Origin of the sequence: Novosphingobium sp. (assembly GCF_032093395.1) — a bacterium.
In the GTDB taxonomy this organism is placed as follows: domain Bacteria; phylum Pseudomonadota; class Alphaproteobacteria; order Sphingomonadales; family Sphingomonadaceae; genus Novosphingobium.
This window is the reverse complement of the sequence record NZ_DAMDBA010000019.1, coordinates 14739-38034: the sequence shown is the minus strand read 5'-3', so window position 1 is coordinate 38034 and position 23296 is coordinate 14739. Positions and strand designations below refer to the sequence as shown.

General features: G+C 64.7%; 18 protein-coding genes and 1 riboswitch. Of the genes, 6 read left to right on the top strand and 12 right to left on the bottom strand.

Going from position 1 to position 23296, the window contains the following annotated elements:
* The first annotated feature begins 173 nt into the window (after positions 1–173).
* Positions 174–1685 carry an alginate export family protein gene (locus tag RT424_RS09205; RefSeq protein WP_313436700.1) on the top strand — a complete coding sequence of 504 codons (1512 nt, stop codon included), beginning with the start codon at positions 174–176 and terminating at the stop codon, positions 1683–1685.
* 74 nt (positions 1686–1759) lie between these two features.
* On the opposite strand, the gene RT424_RS09200 is transcribed toward RT424_RS09205, so the two are convergent.
* The 4 genes from RT424_RS09200 to RT424_RS09185 all read right to left on the bottom strand — a co-directional run bounded on the left by RT424_RS09200 (position 1760) and on the right by RT424_RS09185 (position 5786).
* Entirely contained in the window at positions 1760–3163 is a 1404-nt protein-coding gene (locus tag RT424_RS09200; RefSeq protein WP_313436697.1) for an aldehyde dehydrogenase family protein, read from the bottom strand.
* 82 nt (positions 3164–3245) lie between these two features.
* A complete protein-coding gene (locus tag RT424_RS09195; protein ID WP_313436694.1) occupies positions 3246–3827 on the bottom strand; it encodes a cysteine hydrolase in 582 nt (193 codons plus the stop codon).
* 35 nt (positions 3828–3862) lie between these two features.
* A complete protein-coding gene (locus tag RT424_RS09190) occupies positions 3863–4501 on the bottom strand; it encodes a GntR family transcriptional regulator (protein ID WP_313436691.1) in 639 nt (212 codons plus the stop codon).
* 43 nt (positions 4502–4544) lie between these two features.
* Positions 4545–5786: a CaiB/BaiF CoA-transferase family protein gene (locus RT424_RS09185; RefSeq protein WP_313436689.1), complete on the bottom strand. Its 1242-nt coding sequence runs from the start codon at positions 5784–5786 to the stop codon at positions 4545–4547.
* 210 nt (positions 5787–5996) lie between these two features.
* Between RT424_RS09185 and RT424_RS09180 the strand changes: the two genes are divergently transcribed.
* On the top strand, positions 5997–6152 hold the full coding sequence (locus RT424_RS09180; RefSeq protein ID WP_313436686.1) for a hypothetical protein: 156 nt from the start codon (positions 5997–5999) through the stop codon (positions 6150–6152).
* Positions 6153–6157: 5 nt separating this feature from the next.
* On the opposite strand, the gene RT424_RS09175 is transcribed toward RT424_RS09180, so the two are convergent.
* The 4 genes from RT424_RS09175 to RT424_RS09160 form a co-directional block, all read right to left on the bottom strand.
* Positions 6158–6856, bottom strand: coding sequence for a glutathione S-transferase (locus tag RT424_RS09175; RefSeq protein WP_313436684.1), 699 nt, complete (start codon positions 6854–6856; stop codon positions 6158–6160).
* A 79-nt stretch (positions 6857–6935) separates the two neighbouring features.
* Complete coding sequence (locus RT424_RS09170) at positions 6936–9035, bottom strand: transglycosylase domain-containing protein (RefSeq protein ID WP_313436682.1); 2100 nt, start codon at positions 9033–9035, stop codon at positions 6936–6938.
* A gap of 401 nt (positions 9036–9436) precedes the next feature.
* Positions 9437–10099, bottom strand: a complete 663-nt coding sequence (locus RT424_RS09165; protein WP_313436679.1) for a response regulator transcription factor — start codon at positions 10097–10099, stop codon at positions 9437–9439.
* Complete coding sequence (locus RT424_RS09160; RefSeq protein WP_313436676.1) at positions 10096–11718, bottom strand: histidine kinase; 1623 nt, start codon at positions 11716–11718, stop codon at positions 10096–10098. Before RT424_RS09160 ends, RT424_RS09165 begins: the two co-directional genes overlap by 4 nt.
* A gap of 210 nt (positions 11719–11928) precedes the next feature.
* Positions 11929–12040, top strand: a riboswitch (SAM-I-IV-variant riboswitch).
* 69 nt (positions 12041–12109) lie between these two features.
* Between RT424_RS09160 and RT424_RS09155 the strand changes: the two genes are divergently transcribed.
* The 4 genes from RT424_RS09155 to RT424_RS09140 all read left to right on the top strand — a co-directional run bounded on the left by RT424_RS09155 (position 12110) and on the right by RT424_RS09140 (position 18620).
* Positions 12110–13171 carry a low specificity L-threonine aldolase gene (locus tag RT424_RS09155; protein ID WP_313436673.1) on the top strand — a complete coding sequence of 354 codons (1062 nt, stop codon included), beginning with the start codon at positions 12110–12112 and terminating at the stop codon, positions 13169–13171.
* Between the two features lie 175 nt (positions 13172–13346).
* A complete protein-coding gene (locus tag RT424_RS09150; protein WP_313436670.1) occupies positions 13347–15872 on the top strand; it encodes a sulfite reductase flavoprotein subunit alpha in 2526 nt (841 codons plus the stop codon).
* Between the two features lie 272 nt (positions 15873–16144).
* A complete protein-coding gene (ybaL, locus tag RT424_RS09145) occupies positions 16145–17791 on the top strand; it encodes a YbaL family putative K(+) efflux transporter (RefSeq protein ID WP_313436667.1) in 1647 nt (548 codons plus the stop codon).
* Between the two features lie 319 nt (positions 17792–18110).
* Positions 18111–18620, top strand: coding sequence for a hypothetical protein (locus RT424_RS09140; protein ID WP_313436664.1), 510 nt, complete (start codon positions 18111–18113; stop codon positions 18618–18620).
* A 20-nt stretch (positions 18621–18640) separates the two neighbouring features.
* On the opposite strand, the gene RT424_RS09135 is transcribed toward RT424_RS09140, so the two are convergent.
* Genes RT424_RS09135 through RT424_RS09120 form a run of 4 tightly spaced genes read right to left on the bottom strand, consistent with a single transcriptional unit; the run spans position 18641 to position 23283 of the window.
* The gene (locus RT424_RS09135) at positions 18641–19852 is read right to left on the bottom strand and encodes an HlyD family type I secretion periplasmic adaptor subunit (RefSeq protein ID WP_313436662.1); all 1212 of its coding nucleotides are present in this window, start codon (positions 19850–19852) and stop codon (positions 18641–18643) included.
* Positions 19849–22005 carry a type I secretion system permease/ATPase gene (locus tag RT424_RS09130; RefSeq protein WP_313436659.1) on the bottom strand — a complete coding sequence of 719 codons (2157 nt, stop codon included), beginning with the start codon at positions 22003–22005 and terminating at the stop codon, positions 19849–19851. The genes RT424_RS09135 and RT424_RS09130 overlap by 4 nt, the downstream gene beginning before the upstream one ends.
* Positions 21998–22420 carry a TolC family protein gene (locus tag RT424_RS09125; protein ID WP_313436656.1) on the bottom strand — a complete coding sequence of 141 codons (423 nt, stop codon included), beginning with the start codon at positions 22418–22420 and terminating at the stop codon, positions 21998–22000. The genes RT424_RS09130 and RT424_RS09125 overlap by 8 nt, the downstream gene beginning before the upstream one ends.
* Positions 22414–23283 carry a TolC family protein gene (locus RT424_RS09120; protein WP_313436762.1) on the bottom strand — a complete coding sequence of 290 codons (870 nt, stop codon included), beginning with the start codon at positions 23281–23283 and terminating at the stop codon, positions 22414–22416. Before RT424_RS09120 ends, RT424_RS09125 begins: the two co-directional genes overlap by 7 nt.
* Positions 23284–23296 lie beyond the last annotated feature (13 nt).

The window sequence follows — 23296 nt, the reverse complement described above, 5'->3', positions numbered from 1 at the left end:
TGGAGCATTTTCTAATCAGGTGGAAACACCTGATGACTCGGAAAATGCCGCAAAACAAAACGTAGATCAGTTGATCCGATGCAATCAGATCAACTGATCTAGGGGACGGCCGCGACCATTCTCGCCGCCCCCCGCCTAAAATACGAAAACGATTTCAAATGAGGATTCCTGCCATGCGCCCCCGCGCAACGACCCTGCTTGCCTGTGGCACCGCCCTTGCCGCTTCCATTGCGGCGCTTCCCGCGGTGGCCCAATCGGTCCCGCCCGACAGCGCCAAGACGAACGAGGCCGGCACGCTATCCACCCAGGCACCTCCCGGCATCCGCCCTCCGAGATCGCAGGCGCGTCCCGCCGAGGCCATGCCGGGCGGCAACCCCGGCCCCGCCGGCCTGCCCCAGAACATCCGCTGGACCGAGGATTGGTCGAAAAAGCCGGATGCCGATGCGCCGCTGCTGGAAAGGATCAAGCACATCCCGATCGCCGGCGACGACGTCTACCTGACGCTCGGCGGCGAAGCGCGCGTCTATTACACGCGCTGGCACCATTCCTCGCTTGGCCTTAAGGCCAACGACGATAACGATCCGGTCCAGTCGCGGCTGCGCCTGCTGGCGGATCTGCACGTCGGCCCCAATCTGCGCGCCTATCTGGAACTGGGGGACAACCGCGAATTCGGCGAGCAGTTCGCCACCCCGCCCAATCGCAACAAACTGGATGTCTACCAGGCCTTCGTCGATGTAACGGTTCCGCTGGGCGATGCCGGCAAGATCACCTTCCGCCCCGGCCGCTTCGAGATGCCTCTAGGCAACGGCAAGCTGGCTGGCGTGCGCGAAGGGCTCAACATGCGCTTCACCTATCAGGGCGTGCGCGCCACCTACATCCTGCCCGGCAAGGTATCGGTAGACCTGTTCGCGGTCAGGCCCGTCCAGATCTATCCCGGCACGTTCGACGACGGGCCGAACCACGCGCAGGCGTTCCACGGCGTCTACATCAGCGCCCCCAACCGCATCGCCGGTTTCGGCACCGACCTCTACTGGTATGAATTCAAACGCGACCGCGCCACGCTGACGGCGGGTACCGGCAGGGACGACCGCAACAACTGGGGCGCCCGCTTGTGGAAGCGTGGGCCGCGCTGGGATCTCGACCTCGAAGCCACCCACCAGAGCGGTACCTTCATAGACAAGGACATCGATGCCTATGGCGTCATGTTCGAGGGCGGATATACCTTCGGCCAGGCGCCGATGAAGCCGCGACTGGGTCTGCGCCTCAACTATTTCAGCGGGGACAAGGATGCGGGCGACGGCAAGATGGGCACGTTCGTTCCCGCCGCCGCTCGCCTGCCGCTGATCAGCGAGGCCGCGTTCTTCAGCTTTTCCAACCTGATGGACATCTACCCTTCGATCACGGTCAAACCCACGCCATCGATCACCGTCATGGCCGGTCCCGACTTCCTTTGGCGCGCGCGCAAGGCTGACGGCGTCTACATCGGCCCCTCGGGCTCCAGCTTCGCGCCTTACGCATCGAGCCGGTCGATCGGCACGGACCTCAACCTGGAAGCGTCCTGGCAGGCGACCGACCGGCTGGCGTTCCGCCTCTGGGAAACCTACTTCGCCGCCAGCGATTCCTTCCAGGCCCATGGCGGCAAGAACGGCAACTACTTCGGCCTGATGGCGAACTATCGCTTCTGACGACACCGCTGCGCCTCGGCCCACCCGAGGCGCAGCACGGTCAAGGAATCCCCGAGGAGGTCAAGAAATCGGCTTCACACCAGAGCCGCGTTGACTATGCGAGCCTGGGTGAACTCTTCCATACCGGCCAGGCCCTGATGCCGCCCGATACCGGAATGCTTCGCGCCGCCGATGGGAACCTCGAACGGCAGGCTGAACACGCGATTGACCCAGACCAGCCCGCTCTCGATGCGCGAAGCGAGGGCGATGGCGCGTTCGGCATCGCCGCTCCAGATAGAGGCGCCCAACCCGTATTCGCTGTCGTTCGCCCGGGCCACGGCTTCGTCCAGGCTGTCGTAGGCCAGCACGGGAACGATCGGCCCGAACTGCTCCTCGCGGACCAGACGGGCCTGTTCGGGCAAGTCCCGCACGATCGTTGGCGGCACGAACCAGCCGTCTCCCGGCATCGCCCCGCCACCCGCGACCACCCGGCCCAATGTCCGGCTCTCTTCCAGCAATCCCGCCAGCCGTAAATGTTGCGCCGCGTTCTGCACCGGGCCGAGCGTCGTCGCCGGATCGAGGCCGTCACCCGGAACGGACCGGCGTGCAAGCTCGCCCAACGCCTCGCAAAGTGAATCCATCTTGGCGCGCGGGGCGTAAATGCGCTTAATGCCAAGGCACACCTGCCCGGCATTGGACATGGCGCCTTCGAACAGTCGAGGCGCGATGGCGCCGATATCCGCATCGTCCAGCACCAGTGCGGCGTCGTTTCCACCCAGTTCCAGCGTGAACCGCTTCAGGCTACTCGCAGCCGAAGCCATAACCTTGCGGCCCGTCGCCGTCGATCCGGTGAAGCTGACATGGGCGATGTCGGGATGCGCCGCCAAAACGGGGCCAAGAGCACCATCGTCACCCAGGGTCTGGAACACGCCGGGCGGCAGCAGGTCCGCCGCCGTCTCGCCCAGCAGAAGCGCGGTGAAAGGAGTTGTCGGAGCGGGCTTCGCGATCACGCAGTTGCCCGCGGCCAGAGCGGGCGCCAGCTTGAGCACCAGCAGCAGCAGGGGAAAGTTCCAAGGCACGATCGCCGCCACGACGCCCAGCGGATAGCGCTGTTCGAAGATACGTTCATCGGGGCCATCCACCAGCAGGCGGTCTTCCAGACGCAGCCCGGCATGATAGCGCAACGCCGCGACGGAGGCGCCGACTTCGCCTCTCGCCTCTGCCAAAGTCTTGCCCTGTTCACGCGTCAACAGCCGCGCGAACTTCTCCGAATTCCGCTCCACGGCAGCAGCCAGCGCCTCCAGCACCGCACCGCGATGTTCCGGCGACATGCCCCGCCATGAGCGGAACGCCCGGCCTGCGGCCACGACCGCCTGTTCGACCATGGCATCGTCGGCGCACCAGCTTGCCCCAAGCGGCTTGCCCGTGGCGGGATCGATGACGTCCAGGGTGGAGGCGCCCTCGCAAAGGCGGCCGTCGATGAGCATTCGGAACTGCATCGCCCGGCCTCTAACGCCGAAATCCGAAGAAATACAGGTGCGTATTCAGGCCGAACAGCAGGAGAAAACCCCGGTCCTCTGCTCAGCCCAGCCAGTCGAACTCGTTGCTTTTCACGATGCGGGCATAGCGATCGAGGCAGGCCAGCGCGTGCATGTGCTCGTCGGCGGTGGCGCCGGCACAGCAGTCTTCGAGGATCACCACTTCGTAATCCCGGTCATGCGCTTCGCGCGCGCCGGAATGGACCACGCCATTGGTGGAAACCCCACACATCACGATGCGTTCGATCCGATTGGCACGCAGGATGGGCTCTAGAGACGTCGCGTAGAACGGACTGACCCGATGCTTTACAATGTCGAAATCGCCTTCTTCCGGCGCGATCGCAGGGTGGACCTCCGTGCCCGGAGTACCCTCCTTGAATATTCCGTTCTTACGCGCGCCGGAGAAGATCGGCGAACTCTCCGGGGCCTCTCGATAGTCGGCGGAAAAGCAGACACGGACATAGCCGACCTTGGCACCTGCCGCCCGCGCGGCCGCGATGGCGGCGCGGGTGTTCTCCAGCACGCGGCGGCCGCGCACTTGCGCACCGTAAGTCGCACCACTGAAGCCATCCTCGGCCACGAGGTCGTTCATCATGTCCATGACGAGGAAAAGCGTGTTCTTCATGATGTTATCCTTCGTTACGGCAAGACCGCATCCGCTCACACCGATTCCCGCAATTCGCGAAAACCGGTCTCGATATGCTGCCGGGTCGCCAGCATCGCGGCGGCGGCATCGCCGGCGATCAGAGCCGCAAGCATGTCGTCGTGCTCGTCGGCGGCCCGGCTGACGCGGCCTTCCAGCCGGTTGATCAAATCGAACGGATAGCGCGCCCAGAGAATCTGAACGAAGTGCAGGGTCTGCGGCATGGCCGCAATCTCGAACATGCGATGATGGAAACGATAGTTCGCCGCCCGTGCGGCTTCGTTGTCCCCGGCGGCGAAGGCAGTGGCGAACTCCGCCCCCAGCACTTTCAACTCGGCGATATCCTCGCCCCGCACTTTCTCCACGGCGCCGCGCACCAGTTGCGTCTCCAGAAGAATGCGCAAGTTCAGCACTTCGCTCGACGCCTCAATGTCGAACGGCGCGACAGTCGCGCCGCGATGGCTGTCTCCCGTAACGTAGCCTTCGGCCGACAGCAGCTTGAGCGCCTCGCGAACGGGCGTGATGCTGGTCTTCAGCAAGGTTGCGATTTCCTGCTGCTTGAGCCGGGATCCCCGCGCGATCCTTCCGGAAATGATGCCTTCACGCAGAAAGTCGGCGACTTGCTCTTCCTTGGTGCGGTACGGCATCATCGACATCGGCATTCCTCTTCACTGGCCTTCCTTCCGGCCATACATGTAATCATGCCTTCTCGCGTACCGGAGCCCAGGCAAAATCGCCGGGTTGATAGGCCTTTGCCGCGCCCGACGCCAGCAGGCCGGCGATCTCCTGTGCGTCATAGCCCAGTTCCGCAAGCAGTGCCTCGGTATGCTCACCGATTTCGGGCGGGGGTAGGCCGGGCTCCGACGAGGACCGACCGGCGAACTCAGGCACCTCGAACCGCAGACCTCTGAATTCGACGTCGCGCAGCTTGCCCGGCGCCCGCGCCTGCGGCGCCTCCAGTACCCGTTCGAGGGGCATGACTTCATTGAAGCCCAACCCAGCCCGGCCAAGACGATCCGCCGCCTCGTCGTAGGTGAAACGTGCCAGGGCGGTGCGAACGGCTGCCTCGACCTCGTCACGCGCCTTCTTGCGATCGCGCAGCCGGGCGAATTGCGGCGCGCCGTGTTCGGGCATCTCAAGCGCCCCGGTCAGTCGCGCCCAATGGGCATCGGTCAGGACAAGGAGATAGATCCAGCGTTCGTCCGCGGTCAGATAGGCGCCGTATCCCGGCATCGAGAACTCGCCGCCGCCTTCCTTCTCAAGCCGCCCCAGTAACTGAGTCTTGAGCTGCATCCCGGCAAGGTCGCGTGCGGCGAGATGAAGGCCTGTCTCATAGAGCCCCACCTCGATCCGGCGCGTCGCTTCGTCCGCTTGCGGATCGAGCAGCGCGGCGAGCACGCGGATCACTGCGTAAGTTCCCGCGAACTGGTCGTGATAGGAAGGCCCGAACCGCGTAGGACGGCCGTCCACGCGATGATCGTCCATGGCGCCGGTCGCCGCTTCGGCAATGGGGTTCGTCATCAGCCCTTCGGCCTGCGGCCCTTCCGTATAGCCCTTGACATGAACGTGGACCAGGCGCGGGTTCACCGTCATGCAATCGTCGGCCGTGACACCCAGCTTCCGCGCCGCCGAGGGCGCCAGATTATGGATCACCACCGCCGCTCCGGCCACGAGGCGGCGAAACACCGCCTTTCCGTCTTCCGTCGCCAGATCCAGGCAGATCGCTTTCTTGGAGTGACTATAGGCGATGATGGTGCCCGAAGGCCCGCCCCGCACCAGAGACCGCGTAGTATCGCCGGCCGGAGGCTCGATCTTGACGACTTCCGCCCCCAGTTGCGAGAGGATATGCGTTGCGAAGGGCGCCGCGATCATCGTGCCCAGTTCGAGCACGCGCATTCCCGCCAGTGGCCCGTGTTCCTTCGTCGTGTGTTCCTTGATCATGCTTCTTCGATAAGGATAATGCATTATCCATCAAGCGAGGCTGCATCCGTCGGGCGATATCGCGATGGAGAAGCTGCCTGCATCCGCCCCGCAGGATGTCTGCGCAGCCCCTGTCGAACCTTTATGGGGAACATTGCGCCGACCTTGCCGTTGATTAGATGAGGAAGTTCAGGCGCGGGGTGTCAGGTGGCAACGCAAGGAGCACCAGCTATGACAGGCTCATCAATCGGCGGCCGATCCATCCTGGGTCCATCCACCGGGATCGCACCCGGTCAGGAAATCCGCAAGCTGGACCTTTTCACGATAGCCGGGCTCACCGTGCTGCTCTGGGCGGCCATCATCGGCATGACGATGATCGTTCTCTAGCCCCTTCACGTCGCCACCTTGCGCAGGGACTTTTCAATCTGGCCCCCGCAATAGGCATCGCCATACCGTTCCGCCGAAGTCTTTGCCAAACGCGCGAGTTCAGGCCGTTGCATGGTCCGTCTCGTCAGGCCGGCGATACTCGGGGCGGTGTTCTCCAGGAGCGCACCGATCGTTGTGAAGCGCTCGGTCATGGTCGACCACAGGACGGCCGTCACCACATCTGCCATGCCCGGCTCCTCCGAGCCGAGCATCGTTCCGCCAGTCTCTTCAAGTCCGTTGGCCCGGCCAAGCGCTTCCCAGATTCCCATCCAGCGCTGGAGACGCGGCACGAATTCCTGCCACTTGGCCTCGGTCCACATCTCCCGCCCCCCATCAAGGGTGAGTTCGTCGATCACGTCGTTCGCATCGTTGACGATCTTCATCGTCAAGGCGCGGTCCTGCGGGGTGCCGGGAAGCAGGTCCAGCGTTTCACCCAGGTAAAGCGCGATCGCGGGCATCTGCGCGATGGCAAAACCGTTCGACCGGTCGACCAGCAGCGGCGGCCCCATGAAGGGAACCGGCTGGCGTTCGGGCGCCTTGCCCATGACGACCTCGATCTCGTGGCTGTCATGTTCGGTGCAAGTCTTCCCTGCGAAAGCAAGGATCGCGCGGATGAACTCCCCACGAAACGGCACCGGCCAGTAGTAGAGGTCGTAGTCGGACATTGCGCAAGGCTCCTCGGGCGAGTTCCTCAAGCGAAAGCCTCAGGCGACCGATCGTTCCTGCTTCGGTGTTGCGCGTCGCCTAAGGCTGCGGCGGGGGAGGTTCTGCCGTGCGCGGAGGTGGGGCCGGGGGCGATACGATCTGCTCGATCACCTTGCGCCCGTCGATCTGGAGGCCGTTCCGGTCCAGTTGCACGTCCACCGGCGCCCCGTTGATCTGGGTGGAGAGCACGGCCCGGCCCTGCTCCACGCGCAAGTCGGTGTCGCCCAGCGGCATATCGCCCAGATCGGGCACGTCCAGCGGCTGCACCGGCCCTTCCGGATCGGGGCTTTCGGTCGCCCGCGGACGCGGTGCTGCCCGTTCGCCCAGCGCCTGCTGCATGAAGTCGCGCCAGATTCGCGCCGGGATCGTGCCGCCCGATACGCCCTTTAGCGGGGTATTGTCGTCGTTACCCACCCATACGCCGACCACCAGATCCTTGGCATAGCCCACGAACAGCGCATCGCGGTTCTCCTGGCTCGTGCCGGTCTTGCCATAGTTGGCGGCCTGAAGCCTTGCACCCCGCCCTGTGCCGCGATTGACCGCGCCGCGCAGCAGCGTCTCGATGTTCTCGTGAACGCCGTCCGACAGGCTGCTGCGGCCGTTGATGAAACCGTCGAACCAGCCCTCCTCCTTGACCTTGAACGCCGAGGGCACCACCGGGAAGCGGTTGCCCGCCACACCGGCATAGGCCGCCGTCAGTTCCATCAGGTTCATCGTGGAAGTGCCCAGCGCCAGGCTTGGATCGCCGTTCGGCAGCGAGGCGGTGACGCCCAGCTTGCGGGCCATGTCGATGACGGCCTTGTCGCCCACCTTCTGCAACAGCCGCACGGCGGCGACATTGCTCGAACGCGCGAAGGCATCGGCCAGAGTGATGGTCTGCGAATAGGCCCCGCCCGCGTTCTGGGGACGGTAGTAGCCGATCTCGAAGGGCGTGTTCTCTATGGTATCGGTCGGTTTCCAGCCATCCTTGAGAGCGGCTAGATAGACGAAAAGCTTGAACGTGGAGCCTGGCTGGCGCTGCGCCTGCGTTACGCGGTTGAACGGTGACTTGGCATAGTCCCGCCCGCCAACCATCGCGACCACCTCTCCGTTCGGCCGCATGGCGACCAGCGCCACTTGCGCCGTGCCAAGCGGCGCTGACTCGATCGCACGGCGGGCAGCGGCCTGGAGACGGGAATCCAGCGTGGTCTTGTAAGTATGGGCGGCGTAGCTCGCCTCATCCAGCCCGCGCGCCTGCGGCAGTGCCCAATCCGCGAAGTAGGTGCCGGTCGGAAGGTCGTTCCGCGAACGCACGTCGAGCCGCGGCGCACGCGTCACGCGGGCCTGGGCCGGGGTCATGTAGGCCGCGTCGACCATGGCCTGAAGCACCACCTTCATGCGCTTTTCGGCAAGCTCGTAGTTGTTAGTGGGCGCCAGGCGCGATGGGGCCTTCATCAGCCCCGCGAGCATGGCCGATTGCGCGGCGTTGAGATTTTCCGGCCGCCGGTGGAAATAGTGCATGGCGGCGGCGCGCAGGCCATAGGCATTATCGCCGAAATAGGCGTTCGAAAGATAGCGTTCGAGGATTTCGTCCTTGCTCAGCCAGGCTTCCAGCCAGAACGCGATCAGCACTTCGCGCGCCTTGCGTGTCAGGCTGCGTTCGGAAGTGAGGAACGTGAACTTGGCAAGCTGCTGCGTGATCGTGCTGCCACCCTGGGTGCTGCCGCCGCTGACATTGCTCCACATGGCGCGGGCGATACCGCGCGGATCGATGCCCCAGTGGCTGTAGAAGCGGCGATCCTCGATGGCGATGAAGGCCTGGGTGACGTGCGTGGGCAGTTTCCGCACTTCGACCGGCGCATCTACGATGGCACCGTTGCGCGCGATCGGCGTGCCATCCGCGGCCAGCAATGTGATCTGCGGCGGCGAAATCGGCTGCAACGATTTCGACAGCGGCGCGGTGACGGCAAGCCAGCCGATCGTCAGGATGAACAGCATGAGCAAAACCGCCACCCCGCGCGAGAACCACCACCAGCGGGAACGGCGCTTGCGAGGCGGTTCGCCGCTGGGAGGAAGCGGATTGCGAGGATGCGGGGAAAGGTCGTCCCGACGGGCGTCGCCCTCCGGCGGACCGTCTAGATTCTCCAACGTCAAGGCCATGGTCTTCGGCTTCGCCTGCAATTCCCGTCGATCTGGCCCACCCCGGACCGGATTTCGCCAATACGGGGTTCGTTGACGCGTTGCGAGGCAATTGTTGTCGCAGAATCGACGAACGGCATATTTGGCCCGATCGCCATCGCGCCGTCCGACCGTGCCCGGACCGTAACGAAACGGGTAATCCGGCCTACTCCCCCAGGGATGGTCCGAAGCTCCGTCGGGCTAGAGCCTGCGGGGCCCACCCTGGCATTCGGTATTATATGGTCCTGTAGATACATATGCGGGGCGCGGCCCGGTACTTTCCTTCCATTCCTAGACGGAACGGCAGGATATCGCTGATGCCGAAGCTGGCGACCGCGCCCCGCTTCCTCGTTCTCGAACACCGGAGCCCGGCAGGCTGCCCATCAGGCCTGATCGCTGATCTGGGACTGATACTGCACGAAGAGCGTCGCCAATGTGGTGCGGCTCGATATGTCGAGCTTGCGGTAGATGTTGTGCAGGTGGATGCTCACCGTCCCCTCGGTCGATCCGACCATTCCGGCGATGGCCTTGTTCGAGAAGCCCCGGCAGACCAGCGCGCTGATCTCCTTTTCCCTCGGGGTCAGGCTGGCGATCTCTCCGCCGATGTCGACGCCTCCTCCGCGCCGGGCCTTGCTCACCAGCTCCTCCGGCAACCATTTGCGACCGGCGATCACTTCGCGCAGGCAGTCCAGCAGGGAATCCGAAGCGTAATCCTTGAGGAGCAGGCCCCAGACGCCCAGCCCGATGGCTTCGGCGATCTGGCGGCCGGTCATCGTCGCCGAAAGGAAGATCACCCGCACCGGCAGCCCGCCTTCGCGCAGGGCGCGCAGGATGGCCAGGCCGCCGACGTCCGGCATCGAGACATCCAGTACGGCAATGTCGGGGCGCTTCTCGCGGATGGAGGCCAGGGCGCGGGTGCCGCTACTGGTCGCCTCGACCAGATCGACCTCGCCCGTCGCCTGAAGGAGGTCGGCCAATCCCCGCAGCAGCAGGGGATGATCGTCGGCCAGCAGAACGCGACGGGCCTGCAATTCGGTAGCAGTCATGCAGCCTCCTCCAGCGGAATGACCATGGTTACGCGCAGACCGTCCGGCCGGTCATCCAGCGCGATCGAGCCGCCCAGCTGGATCGCCCGGCTCCTCAGGGAAACGGGACCGACGCCGCTAGCGGTCCGGCCCAGTCCGTGGCCGTTGTCCGACACGCTGAGTTCCAGTGCGCTCCCTACCCTGCGCGCCTTCAGCGCGACGCGCGTGGAAGCGCCATGCCGCACGGCATTGGCGGTGGCCTCAGAAAACAGGGCGATCACTTCTTCGACGATGTTGCGTGGCAGATGCGTGGAGCGGCCGTGCCAGTCGAACGCCACCGAGACACCCCACTTCTTTTCCAGCAGGTCCGCCTGGCGGCGCAAATCGGCCACCATGTCGATGGGTTGATCGGCGTCGAAATCGCGCTGCTCCTCCACGAAGCGGCGAATGCGCCGCTGCTGCTCGGTCACCAGATCCTCGATGGCTTTGAGATCCGGGGCCACATCGGGTTGTCGCGCCGCGAGGCTGCGCAGCTTCAGGCTGGTGGCCGTCAGGTCCTGAAGCACGCTGTCATGGAGATCCTGACCCAGGCGGCTCCGTTCCTCGGCCCTGGCGCTGTCGGCGCGGCGCGCCACCAGCTCGACATGTTCCAGTTCCGATCCGGTGCGCGCAGCGATGATCTCGGTGAGCGCCAGGGCATCCTCGGGGCGCCCGTCCGGATCGACCACGATCAGCGCGCCGCGAAAGCGCAGGCCGGAAAAGCCGGAGCGCACGGCATAATCGTGCGGCAGCGGACGCGGCAGGTCCAACGCATCGAGCACATGGGTAAGAGCGGCCATCTCATCCGGCTGAAGCAGGCTGGCGCGGGTGCGATCCATGAAATCCAGCCGCGCCTCTGCGAATATGCTGCGGAACGTGACGGGATCCAGCGGCAGCAGGCGCAGGCCCTCCTTGCGCCAATGGGCGATGAACCCGGTGGGCTCGTCCTGCTCGCGCCAGATGAGGGTAAGGCTTTCACATCCCGTGATCGCCCCGGAATGCCCGCAGAGTTCCGTCAGCCAGCCCCTGCGATCGCCGACGCCGGCGTCCATAGGCCAGCTTGCAAGCCGCGCCAGCCTTTCGCGGCTGCTTTCGCGATAGGCCCCGAAGTAGCCGAGCATCACCGCGCAGACCAGGAAGTAGACGGTGCGGATGATCAGGAAGTTCAGTTCGGATTCGCCATCGAGGATATCGGGAATGCCGATCGCGAAAAGCACGCCTTCCAGCAGCACCGCCCCGATCATCGCCCCCATGAAGCCCCAGCGCACCGTCATCGCCAGCAGGGTGAAGGGCAGAAACGAGAAGAATGGGCTGGTCAGCTCATTGGTCAGGAAAGCCAGCCAGCCCAGGATCACGGTGTCGAAAACGTGGACCGCGAAATGAACCGGGCTATCCACCGGCCGCCGGATCGGCAAGGCCACCAGCAGGATCGCGAGGGCCAGGTAAACGGCGAGAACGTCCTGCGCTTCGGTGCGGTAGCGGATCGGCTGGGTCGGATCGAGATAGATGGCGATAACCGCGAAGACGGCCGTCACCAGACGTCCATAGCTTATCAGCCGATTGGGGTCGGTGATCAGCAATGCGTTGCGTGCCCGGCTCAAACCGGATGTCCTTGCTTCGAATGTCCGCCCCATCTCGTTTCCAGTCCCCCCGCCGCAGGCATGACGGCCGCAAGCGCCGAAAAAGACTACGAAGCTGCTGCATTTTCGTCGAGTCAGCCTTACTGCTGAATGGCCAGCGCAAAGGGGGGAACGGCCCGCTTAGAGGAGGTGGTCCTAATTGACGGCATCCTGTCGCTGGCGTAGAGGCCCTCCCAGCATCAAGAGTCGGGATCGCGCCCGGCACCAACCTGCTCCCGAGCAAGGTGGTACCTTCGCAGACATGCGAAGGGATGTGGCCGGACCGGCAACAATCGGGTTTTCCAGCTGCATCGCCGTCGTTTCGCTTCCGGCCCATCGCGCCTCGCCCATTGCGCCTGGAAGGAAAGACCGCATGACAGATTCCCTGCCCACCCAACAATTCGCCAGCGACAATTACGCCGGAATCTGTCCGGAGGCATGGTCGGCAATGGAGCAGGCGAACCGGGGTTCGGCCACGGCCTACGGAGAGGACGCGTGGACGCTGCGCGCCGCCGATGCCTTTCGAGACCTGTTCGCGGCCGATTGCGACGTCTATTTCGTCTTCAACGGGACGGCCGCGAACTCGCTTGCGCTGGCGGCGCTGTGCCAGTCCTACCACTCGGTGATCTGCTCCTCGTCCGCCCACGTCGAAACCGACGAGTGCGGCGCGCCGGAGTTCTTCTCGAACGGCTCCAAGCTGCTGGTCGCCCAGAGCATGGACGGCAAGCTGACGCCCGAATCCATCCGCGCGCTCGCTACCGGCCGTTCGGATATCCACTTCCCGAAGCCCCGCGTGGTTACCATAACCCAGCCTACCGAAACCGGTCAGGTCTACACCCAGGCAGAGATCGCCGCGATCTCTGCGACCTGCCGCGAACTTGGACTCAAGCTCCACATGGACGGCGCCCGTTTCGCCCATGCCTGCGCCACGCTCGGCTGCGCGCCTGCCGAGATCACCTGGCAGGCCGGCGTCGACGTACTCTGCTTCGGCGGGACGAAGAACGGCATGGCGGCGGGCGAGGCCGTGATCTACTTCGACCGGGCCCTTGCCGAAGACTTCGCCTATCGCTGCAAGCAGGCGGGGCAGCTGGCTTCGAAGATGCGCTATCTTTCCGCGCCCTGGATCGGCGTGCTCGAAACCGGCGCCTGGCTGGCCAACGCGCGCCATGCCAATGCCTGTGCGCAGAGACTTGCCGCAGCCGTGACCGAAGCGAAGGGTCTTGAACTGATCTTCCCCGTCGAGGCGAACGCCGTGTTCCTTGCCGCCCCGGACGCGGTGCTGGACGGGCTGAGGGCACGCGGCTGGCGATTCTACACGTTCATAGGCGGCGGTGCCCGGTTCATGTTCGCCTGGGACGCCGATCTCGCCCAGGTGGACCGACTGGCATCCGACTGCGTTGCCCTGGCACGGGAAAGCGCCCTCGTTCCCGCGTGAGGGAGAAGGTCTACCCCTACGCTCGGCAGAGGTTGCTATTGCGAGTGGATATCATTAACGGGATTTCACAGGAGAGACTGGCGTAAGTTTCGGATGCCGATCGGCACCTGCTTCGCGTGAAAGCGATGGGTAGTGCCATCAGGTTCGGGGTGCGAGACGAGTGACGCGGCAGGTATTGTTTCAGATTCATTGGTTCCTCGGCATCACCGCCGGGTTCGTCCTTGCCGTCATGGGCGTCACCGGAGCTACGCTGAGCTTCGAGCACGAAATCATGCGTGCGCTCAGCCCCGGCGTGGTGACGCTGGGGGGACCGGCGGCGACGCCCCTTTCGCCTGACGAAGTGATCGCCCGCGCGGCGGCGCAGCGTCCGGGAATGACGGTCGAGCGTCTCAGCGTGGAGAGCGATCCCGAAGCGGCCTGGACCGTGCAGTTCGCGCCCCGCGACGGCGAACGCCGTGGCGAGCGGAGCTATGTCGATCCGCGCAACGGCATGTTGCTGGGCCAGGCAACCGGCGCCGGGGTGTTTCGTACGATCGAGAACCTTCACCGCTGGCTCGCGCTTCCAGGCGGCGGCAACGGCGTGGGTCGGCAGATCACGGCCTTTTCCGCCATCTCTCTGGTTTTCTTCGCGATCTCCGGTCTTTACTTGCGTTGGCCTCGCCGCACTTTCGACTGGCGTGCCTGGCTGGTGCTCGACTTGCGGAAAAGCGGCCGCAATCTGTACCGCGCGCTCCATGCCGTGATCGGCGGCTGGGTGGCGCTGGTCTATCTTCTCAGCGCCCTGACCGGCCTATGGTGGTCTTACGACTGGTATCGCCAGGGTGTGCTCTACACGCTCACCGGCAAGACCTCGCGCGAGGAAGGCGGCCACGGCGGCGGAGACCAAGGCGCCAAGACCGAACCGCTCGCCGATCTTCGCCTGGATCGCGCCTGGCCCACCGTGCTGACCGCCATGGACGGCCGTTACCGCTCGATCTCCGTGACGCTGCCGAAAGACACGGAACCGGCCACGTTCCGCGTGCTGCTGGCCGATGCGCGCCACGATCGCATGACTGACGATCTCAAGGTGGACCTTATCACCGGCAAGCTGGTCAAAGCTGACCGTTATGTCGACCGAAGCATGGGCAAGGTCATCACCACCAGCATGTACGAGTTGCATCGCGGCGCTTTTTTCGGGATCGGCGGGCGCATCCTCCTGCTGCTCACCAGCCTGACGATGCCGCTGTTCACCATCACCGGCCTGCTGCTCTATCTCGCGCGCCGCAAGCGCAAGCGTGCTCTTGCAGAGGCAACGGCGGATCTTCCCCAGAACCCGGAAGTCGGCGATGCCTCCGGCGACATGCTGGTCGCCTTCGCAAGCCAGACCGGCGGTGCCGAGCGCCTTGCGCGCCAGACCGCCTCGGCCCTGGGCGGCGCCCGCGTACTTCCGCTTTCGGCGGTGGACGAAGGCGTGCTGTCCGAAGTCGATCGCGCGCTCTTCGTGGTGAGCACTTATGGCGAGGGCGAGCCGCCCGATCCGGCGCGACGTTTCGCCCGTCAGGTCATGACCGCGCCGCCCGGCGCGGGGCATCTGGAATATGCCGTGCTGGCGCTGGGCGATCGCGAATACCCGGAATTCTGCGCCTTCGGCCATTCGCTCGACCGCTGGCTTCATGAAGGCGGCGCCCGCCGATTGTTCGACATGATCGAAGTGGACGCCGACGATGCCGACGCGCAGCGCCAATGGCAGCAGCAGCTGGCCGCCCTCGGCGCCGAACCCGACCTGCCGGACTGGGAACCGGCCTCCTATGGCTCCTGGCGCCTGGTCTCGCGCCGCCTCCTTAACCCCGGCAGCGCCGGCGGACCGGCCTTTCTGATCGGCCTTGAGCCGGGCGAAGGCGTCGAAGCGAAATGGCAGGCCGGTGACATCGCCGAAGTGCTTCCCGGTATCAACGACCCGGCGCGTGTTGCCGCCTATCTCGCCGCTTGCGGGCTGGATCGCGGACAAGTGGTGGATGGTGCGCCTCTGGCGGAGCATCTCGCCGCCGCCCTGATCCCCGATCATCCGGTGGAGAACGGTGCCGAACTGTTGGCGGCGCTCCGCCCCCTGCCCCATCGGGAATATTCGATCGCCTCGATCCCTTCCGACGGCAGGATCGACTTGCTCATTCGGCAGGTCGAGCGAAGCGACGCCACGCTGGGTCTCGGCTCCGGCTGGCTCACCCGGTTCGCGCCGCTGGGCACCGAGATCGCCCTGCGCCTGCGCCCCAACAGCGGCTTCCACGCACCGCCTCCCGGCCCGGCCGGTCCACGCCGCATGATCCTGATCGGCAACGGCACCGGTCTGGCGGGCCTGCGTGGTCACTTGCATGCATCGGAAGCGGAAGGGCACGGCGGACACTGGCTGCTGTTCGGTGAACGCAGCCGAGAGCACGATGCCCTCCTGCCGGACGAAATCGAGCGCTGGCTTTCGCGCGGAACCTTGACCCGTCTCGACCGAGCCTGGTCGCGCGATGCCGATTGCGGCCGCTACGTCCAGCACCTTTGCAGCGAAGCAGCGGCGGACTTGCGCGAATGGGTGGAGAACGGTGCGGCGATCCTCGTCTGCGGCAGCCTTCAGGGCATGGCTCCGGCTGTCGATCAGGCCTTGCGGGCCGCGCTCGGCGACGACCGCCTTGAGGCCATGGCCGAGGCCGGTCTCTATCGCCGCGACATCTATTGAAGGCCGCCTGCGCCTCTATAGGGGTCGCCAGCAACCGGGCAACATTTCCGACATCCAAGAAAGGTGGACGGCAGGCGCTTTCCTGAGCACTATGGGTCCGTCGGCACAGGCGTGAAGGAACCGGCGATGAGCCGCAGGCGTAGTATTGCTCCAAGGTGGCTGTTGCCGCTCCTGTTGATCGTATCGATGGTCGCGGCAGGTATAGCCGTCGCGCTCGTCGCCAGCCTGGAATGAAGTGCCGCCATTGTTGACGCGCGCGCCAGGAGTACCGTTTGCCGCATAGCACGCCCCTCGTTGCAACCGTCGTCGCCGGCCTGGTAGCCGCTTTCGCCATGGGCGCGCTCGCGCATAGATTGAGGATATCTCCTGTTGCGGGATATCTGTTCGCGGGTGTCCTGGTGGGACCGTTCACGCCAGGCGTGGTCGCCGACAGCGCCCTGGCGAACGAGCTTGCGGAACTGGGCGTGATCCTCCTCATGTTCGGCGTCGGGCTGCACTTCTCGGTGAAAGACCTGATGTCGGTCCGGAAGATCGCGCTGCCGGGCGCGATCCTTCAGATCGCTTTCGCCACCGCTCTGGGGGCAGGCATCGCCGCGTGGCAGGGGTGGTCCATGGCCGCAGGCCTCGTCTTCGGCCTTGCCCTGTCGGTTGCCAGTACCGTCGTCCTGCTGCGGGCGCTCCAGGTCGGGAACCTGATCGACACCGAACGCGGGCGGATCGCCGTGGGGTGGCTGATCGTAGAAGATCTGGCCATGGTTCTGGTGCTCGTCCTGCTCCCGGCGCTCGCCGGTCTGGCGGCCGGACGCGCGCAATCGAACATCGACCTGGCGTGGACGATCGGATTGACCCTGGCCAAGGTCGGCGGCTTCATCGCCCTGATGCTTATCGTCGGCAAGCGCGTCATTCCGGCGGCGCTGCACTGGGCCGCCCATACCGGCTCCCGCGAACTGTTCCGCCTGGCAGTCCTGGCCATCGCCCTGGGCGTGGCGTTCGGCGCCGCCTACGTCTTCGATGTTTCCTTCGCGCTCGGGGCATTTTTCGCAGGCATGGTCATGGGCGAGAAGCAACTCAGCCGGCGCGCGGCGGAAGAGACGCTGCCCTTGCGAGACGCCTTCGCCGTGCTGTTCTTCGTTTCGGTGGGCATGTTGTTCGACCCGTCGGTCGTCGTCGAACATGGTGTGGCGGTGCTGGCCACGCTCTTGGTCATCGTCGTCGGCAAGTCTCTCGCGGCAGTGGCGATCGTCAGGTTCTTCGGGCATCCGCCGCAAACGGCGCTGGCGGTTGCGGCAAGCCTCGCCCAGATCGGCGAGTTCTCGTTCATGCTGGCAGCGCTTGGCGTGCAACTCGGCATCCTGCCACAGGAAGGGCGCGACCTGATCCTTGCCGGCGCCATCTTCTCGATCCTCGCGAATCCCCTGATCTTCCGCTGGCTTGCCGGAAGGCACAGCATCGTAAAGTCGGTAGCCGTCGCCGAGCAGGCGCGCCGAGCGAAAGAGGCCGCTCCCGCTGCTGGAGAGCGCGTCGTGCTGGTGGGATACGGCCGCGTCGGCCGGTTGGTGGCGCAGGGTCTGGCGCAGGACGCCCGCAACTTCGTCATCGTCGAAGAACGGCCCGATTTGGTCGAGCGCGCGCGCGAGGCGGGACATGAGGTGCTCGCCGGCAATGCCTCCGAAGTCGAAGTGCTCGATCGCGCCGCCATCCGCGAGGCCACGCGGCTGATGATCGCGATTCCCGAAGGATTCGAAGCCGGCGTCATCGTGCAGCGAGCACGCCAGCTCAATCCTGGCATCGAGATCCTGGCGCGCGCGCATTCCGACGAGGAAGTCGATCACCTGCGAAAGGTCGGCGCAGATCATGTCGTCATGGGGGAACGGGAAATCGCCCGAAGACTGCTCGAGTTGCAGCGCTCTCCCGCATGACCGGAAGCGCCGGATAGAGCAGTTGATCCCATTGCATCGGATCAACTGCTCTAAGTTTCCGGTTTGACGCATTTTCCGAGTCATCAGGTGATGCCACCTGATTAGAAAATGCTCTAGTTCCATTTTGGTATCATCGGGGCGCGTCTGGTAAATTTTACCTAAGCTGACCGGAGCCCTTGTACGCAAGTGTGTTAGTTTTCGCGTACATACGGCTTAGCGTCCGGATCATCAGGAGAAGCACGGACCACTCTCAAGAGCGACTTACCTGCGCGGCCTGTTCCTGTACTTTTGAAGCGGGGGCAAAATTCGGAGATAAGTCATGGAAAAGCCCGATGTCTTCTTAGGCCCTGACGGAGAGAGCGACCGCCGCTCCTTCCTGACGGCCTGCGGAAAATACTCGCTGCTGGTTCCACCGACTATGACCATGCTTCTCTCCACCACGTTAACCTCACCCGCAATCGCGAAGTCCGGAGGACAAGGAGGCGGGGGCGGAAGCTCGGGCGGTGGGAACGGAGGCTCCGGCGGTGGTTCAAGTGGAGGTGGAGGGGGAGCCGGCGGCTCTGGCGGTGGCGCGGGCGGTTCGGCAGGCGGAGGCGGCCTCGCGCGCGCCGAGGACATTTGCAACACGGGCGAAAGTTCGACCGAAACGCTGGGTGATCGCACTCAGCTTGGCGCGGGACAGGATGCGGAACTGCGCACCCGTACCTGGAAAGCCACTTGTTGCAGCGACCCGGAACCCAAGGTCCGCAGGCCGTTCCTCGCCCGCGTCCAGGCCAAGCTGGGCAAGGCAAGCGGGCAAGTCTCGAATTCGGCCTGCCAGCGCGTCTGAATACACGCTGCTTTTCCGGCTCAGCGTTCGCGCATGGCCTCCTTGGCCTTGTTGATGGGCTTCATCAAATACTGAAGGATCGTCTTGCGTCCGGTCCTGACTTCCACCGTAGAAACCATGCCCGGCATGATCGCATATTCATGACCGTTCTTCGCGCGCAGCGTCGAACGCTCGGTTCGCACGTAGACCCTGTAGTAGACCTGATCGCGATGGACCTCGTCCTGCAAGGTGTCGGGCGATATCCTGTCGACCGTTCCGGCCAGGCTTCCGTAGATCGATGGATCATAGGCCGTAATCTTCACCGTGGCGGGTTGACCGGGACGGATGAAGGCGATGTCCCGGGGTGAGATACGCGACTCTATCAGCAGCTGGTGCTCCAGCGGCACAATTTCCATCAGCGAGCCGCCCGGCTGGATAACCCCGCCGATAGTCGTAACTTCAAGGTTCTTCACGATCCCACGCACCGGCGAGTAAAGCACCGTGCGATCGAGCTGATCGCGCCGACCGCCGATCACTTGCGTCACCTGATCCAGTTCGGCGCGCGCCTTGGCATAGTCGGCGCTGGCATCGATCACGTATTGATTGCGCAACGAGTCAAGCTTGGCCTGGATCTCGTTCTCCTGCCTGCGCAGCTGGATGATCTCCACCTGGTTCGCCGCCCCCAGTTCTACCAGCGGCTCGGTCATGGCAAGCTGACGGCGCGTGAGGGCCAGCGACTGACGCAGGCTGGCCGTTGCGACGTCCAGGTTTTGCCGGCGCGAGCGCATCAGCTCCATTTCACGCGCCATCAGGCCGGGTGTAGCCTTGACCGCCGCCGGAAAATTCGGACTGCCGCCATTGATCTCCGCTTCAAGCCGCGCCGCCGTGGCTTCCAGCGCCCGCGCCTTGGCTTCCGCTTCGCCCAACATCGAACTGAAGCGCGCGCGGTCAAGCGTGGCCAGTTTCTGGTGCGGCTTCACTATATCGCCTTCGTGGACGAAGATGCCGTTGACGATGCCACCTTCCAGGCTCTGGATGACTTGCGAGCGGGACGGCGGCGTGACCTTGCCGGGACCGACCGCCACTTCGTCGAGCACCCCGAAATAGCTCCAGACAAGGAAGGCCAGAATCCCTACGGAAAGGATCGGAATGATCCGCAGCCGCCCGACCGTACGCAGCCAGCGACTGTCTTCCTCTCCCCGAAGGCCTTCCAGCAGGCCGCTTCCGGCAGGTGCCTGGGAGACGCCGTTCATGCCTGTTTCTCCCGAATACCCGGCCCGGGGGCAGCCGGTCCGGCGAGAGTGCGAAGCACCTGTTCCTTTGGCCCGTCCAGAGCGATGCGGCCGGAATCGATGACGATCACCCGGTCTACCAGTTCCAGCAGCCCGGGCCGGTTGGTGGTCACGATCAATGTTCGGCCTCGCAACCATTGCCCGAGATTGGCGACCAGGGCCCGTTCGCTGATATCGTCTAGCGGCGCCGAGGGTTCGTCCAGCAGGAGGATATTGCTGTTGCGCAGCAGTGCGCGGGTGAGCAGCAGTGTTTGCCGCTGCCCGCCGGAAAGCCCCGCGCCGCCTTCCTGAAGCAGAAGATCCAGGCCTTGCGGCTGGTTCTGGACAAGGGACAGCCCCCCGGTGACTGCCAAGGCGTGAAGTATCTGCTCGTCGCCGATCCCGGGCGCGCCGATCATCAGGTTTTCCCGGATCGTGCCCAAGAACAGTTGCGCGCCTTGGCCCAGATAGGCGGTGTCTCTCCGGATATCGACGGGGTTGATCAAGGTCAGATTGGTGCCATCCAGCAGAACTTCGCCGCTCGTCGGCCAGGCCAGCCCCGAAAGCAGCCGCAGCAGCGTGGACTTGCCGGCACCGATCCGCCCGAGCAGCGCAACGCGCTCTCCCGCCCGGATCGATAGCCGATCTACCTTCAGCGCCAGCGGCCCCTCGGGCTCGTATGCATATGTCAGATCTTTCACTTCGTAGTAGCCGTTCAGCGTCGCGCGCCGCAGCAGCCCGCGTTCGGGATCGTGATCGACGGGCTTTCCGAACAGATCTTCCAGCCCGATCATCGCCACCTTGGCGTTCTGCCAGCGCGTGAAGATCTGGCCGAACGGCACGAACAGCACCAGTGCCCGGCTGGTGAGGATCGAACAGGCGATCAGCGCGCCCATGGTCATGTTGCCTTCCATGACCTGGAATGCCCCCGCCACGACCACGGCGGTATAGGCAAGCTGTTGCAGTGTCTGTGTCCAGTTGACGAACAGCGCGGAGAGAAAACGCTGCTCGGCGCCGACGCGGGTTCCGGCCAGGGTCAGCCGCTCCCACATGGACTGAAAGCGAGCTTCCGCCTGGGCGGACTTGATTTCATCGATACGCTCGATCGATTCCACGAGAATGGCGTTGCGCAGCGCGCCTTCGCGCATGCCCTCCGTCGCCAGTCTTGCCAGCGGGCGTTGCAGCAGCAGACCCGGAAGCAGGATCAGCGCCGCCGCCCCGATCAGCACGAAGGTAAGCTGCCCGGCCAGGAAAGCGAACAACACCAGGAACAGCAGGATGAACGGAAGGTCGATCATCGCCGACACGGTGGTGGACGTCAGCATCTCACGGATTTGCTCGACATCGCGCAGTTGCGAGATCAGCGCACCGGTGGATCGCGGCCGGGCGTCGTTGCGGATATCCAGGGCGCGGGCGAAGATGCGCGAGGATATGGCCATGTCCGCCCGGCGGCCGATCCGGTCCACCAGTTGCACGCGCGCGGTGCGCAGCATCAGTTCCAGGAACAGCGCCATGCCCGTGCCGAGGGCCAGCACCCAAAGCGTCGGGATCGATTGCGCCGGAATTACGCGATCCCACACCTGCATCGCGAACAGCGAGGTGGCGAAAGTCAGGAGATTGCCGAAGACCGATCCCAGCACCACTTCGCCATAGCCGCGCCGGTCGGCCATGATGATATCCCATAGCCACGAACGCGTCGGCGCCCGCAGGAATTCGTCCAGTCGTGCATCGCGAGAGCGGGTGGACAGGGGTTCCACGAAGCCGACCCGGCCGGTAAGGCGCGTCCGGAACGTATCCAGCGGTATTTCCTTGGGAGCGTCGTGCCGCATTCCCGGCATCGAGACCCTGACCCCCTCTCCGTCTCGAGAATGAAGGATCGCCGCGTTCTGGTCGTTCAGTTCCACGATTGCCGGGAGCAGGATTTGCGGCACATCGTCGATCGCCATATTCACGATCTGGAAGTCCAGGCCGGAGAGGCGGGCGGCGTGGACCAGCGTCTTCTCCGCATCCAGCCCTTCGGACCAGTAGAGGCGGTTCGCCAGTTCCTGCGCGCCAACCGGCACGCCTTTCAAGGTGCCGAGGGCGGCGACCGCGGCAGTCCAGGGGGGCTGGACGATATCGGCACTGTCAGCCATCGATGTCTTCCTCTTCACGCAGACGGGCAGGCAGGCCGAGGGAGGGCCGCAAAGTGCCGCTGACGTTCTCAAACCGGACGCGCGCTTCCATGATGTCGTACTCCGCGACGATGCGGGCGCTGGCCGCGCGGTAGATTTCAAGCTGCGTGTTCAGCAGTTCGGTCAGCGTCCGTTTGCCCAGCTTGTATTCCTCGAAGAAGATGCGGCTGGCGGTGACGGCTTGCTCTTCCTGACGCGCATAGGCGGATATCCGGGCTTTTCCCGCCCGGATTTCCTGCCGGGCCGAGAGCGCCCTGCCCCGCGCTTCGAGTACGGCGGCATCGCGCGTCGCTTCCGCCGCGCGCCGGTCTTCCTCGGCGGCTTCGATCAGATAGTGGTTGCCCCGACGGTAGAGGTCGCCGGTCACCGTCACCATGCCGGCGAACGAATTGTCGCGCGTGTTGTAGGTATAGTTGTTGCGCGTATAGCCGAGTTGGAGCCAAGCCGGGGATAGCGTTCCGCCTTGGCCTGGCCGATCTTGGCGGCGGCGGCCTGCTCGGCCTGTTCGGTGGCGACAACGGCGGGGAGCTTGTCGTAGTCGGGCTCGTCGTCGCCTGTCTCGAAGCGGGAGACTTGCGCGGCCGGGTCTTCGTAGCTCTGCGGCAGATCGCCGATCAGGTTGAGCAGGCCGGACTGGGCGACCGCAAGCGCAGTCTCTGCCTGGATCGCTTCGCCGCGCGCGCTTTCCACGCGCACGTCGGCCAGGAAAAGGTCCGACTTGTCGGAAACTCCCGCATTCACGCGTAGCCCGATCAGGTGGCGCAGGTGTTCGAGTTCCTCCACCTGCTTGCGCGCTTCTATCGAGAGCAGTTCGAAACGCTTGACCTGAAGGAAGGAAAGAGCGCCCTGTTCGGCCAGCTGATCGGCCACCGATTCCAGTTCGTACCGCCGCTGCCGCATTGTGGAACGGGCGGCGCCGATCTCTCCCTTCGAGCGTCCGAAATCCCACACCTGCTGCTGAAGGTAGACGCTGGGGCCGGCCATATTTTCGTTCAATCCGGATGTATTTCTGCCGGAGAGCATATTCGGGCCCAAGTTGGCCTGATAGGAAACTTGCGGATACCAAGCGGACTTCGCGGCGCCGAGGTCTGCCCGCCCCCTGGCCAATGCGGCGTTAGCCCTCGAAACTTCGGGATGACGCAGCAAGGTGAGCACCACGGCATCGGACAGGTCGAGCCGTTCGGGGACTTTCGGAATCCCCGTTTCCTCTTCCTGCGATGCCCCGCTTTCCGATCTCATGCTTTCCGATCTG

Coding starts and splice junctions, on each gene's coding strand:
- RT424_RS09180 (WP_313436686.1), top strand. CDS start 5,997: ATGACAGGCTCATCAATCGGCGGCCGATCCATCCTGGGTCCATCCACC.
- RT424_RS09120 (WP_313436762.1), bottom strand. CDS start 23,283: ATGAGATCGGAAAGCGGGGCATCGCAGGAAGAGGAAACGGGGATTCCG.
- RT424_RS09155 (WP_313436673.1), top strand. CDS start 12,110: ATGACAGATTCCCTGCCCACCCAACAATTCGCCAGCGACAATTACGCC.
- RT424_RS09175 (WP_313436684.1), bottom strand. CDS start 6,856: ATGTCCGACTACGACCTCTACTACTGGCCGGTGCCGTTTCGTGGGGAG.
- RT424_RS09130 (WP_313436659.1), bottom strand. CDS start 22,005: ATGGCTGACAGTGCCGATATCGTCCAGCCCCCCTGGACTGCCGCGGTC.
- RT424_RS09185 (WP_313436689.1), bottom strand. CDS start 5,786: ATGATCAAGGAACACACGACGAAGGAACACGGGCCACTGGCGGGAATG.
- RT424_RS09195 (WP_313436694.1), bottom strand. CDS start 3,827: ATGAAGAACACGCTTTTCCTCGTCATGGACATGATGAACGACCTCGTG.
- RT424_RS09170 (WP_313436682.1), bottom strand. CDS start 9,035: ATGGCCTTGACGTTGGAGAATCTAGACGGTCCGCCGGAGGGCGACGCC.
- RT424_RS09205 (WP_313436700.1), top strand. CDS start 174: ATGCGCCCCCGCGCAACGACCCTGCTTGCCTGTGGCACCGCCCTTGCC.
- RT424_RS09165 (WP_313436679.1), bottom strand. CDS start 10,099: ATGACTGCTACCGAATTGCAGGCCCGTCGCGTTCTGCTGGCCGACGAT.
- RT424_RS09125 (WP_313436656.1), bottom strand. CDS start 22,420: ATGGTGACGGTGACCGGCGACCTCTACCGTCGGGGCAACCACTATCTG.
- RT424_RS09140 (WP_313436664.1), top strand. CDS start 18,111: ATGGAAAAGCCCGATGTCTTCTTAGGCCCTGACGGAGAGAGCGACCGC.
- RT424_RS09135 (WP_313436662.1), bottom strand. CDS start 19,852: ATGAACGGCGTCTCCCAGGCACCTGCCGGAAGCGGCCTGCTGGAAGGC.
- RT424_RS09190 (WP_313436691.1), bottom strand. CDS start 4,501: ATGTCGATGATGCCGTACCGCACCAAGGAAGAGCAAGTCGCCGACTTT.
- RT424_RS09200 (WP_313436697.1), bottom strand. CDS start 3,163: ATGCAGTTCCGAATGCTCATCGACGGCCGCCTTTGCGAGGGCGCCTCC.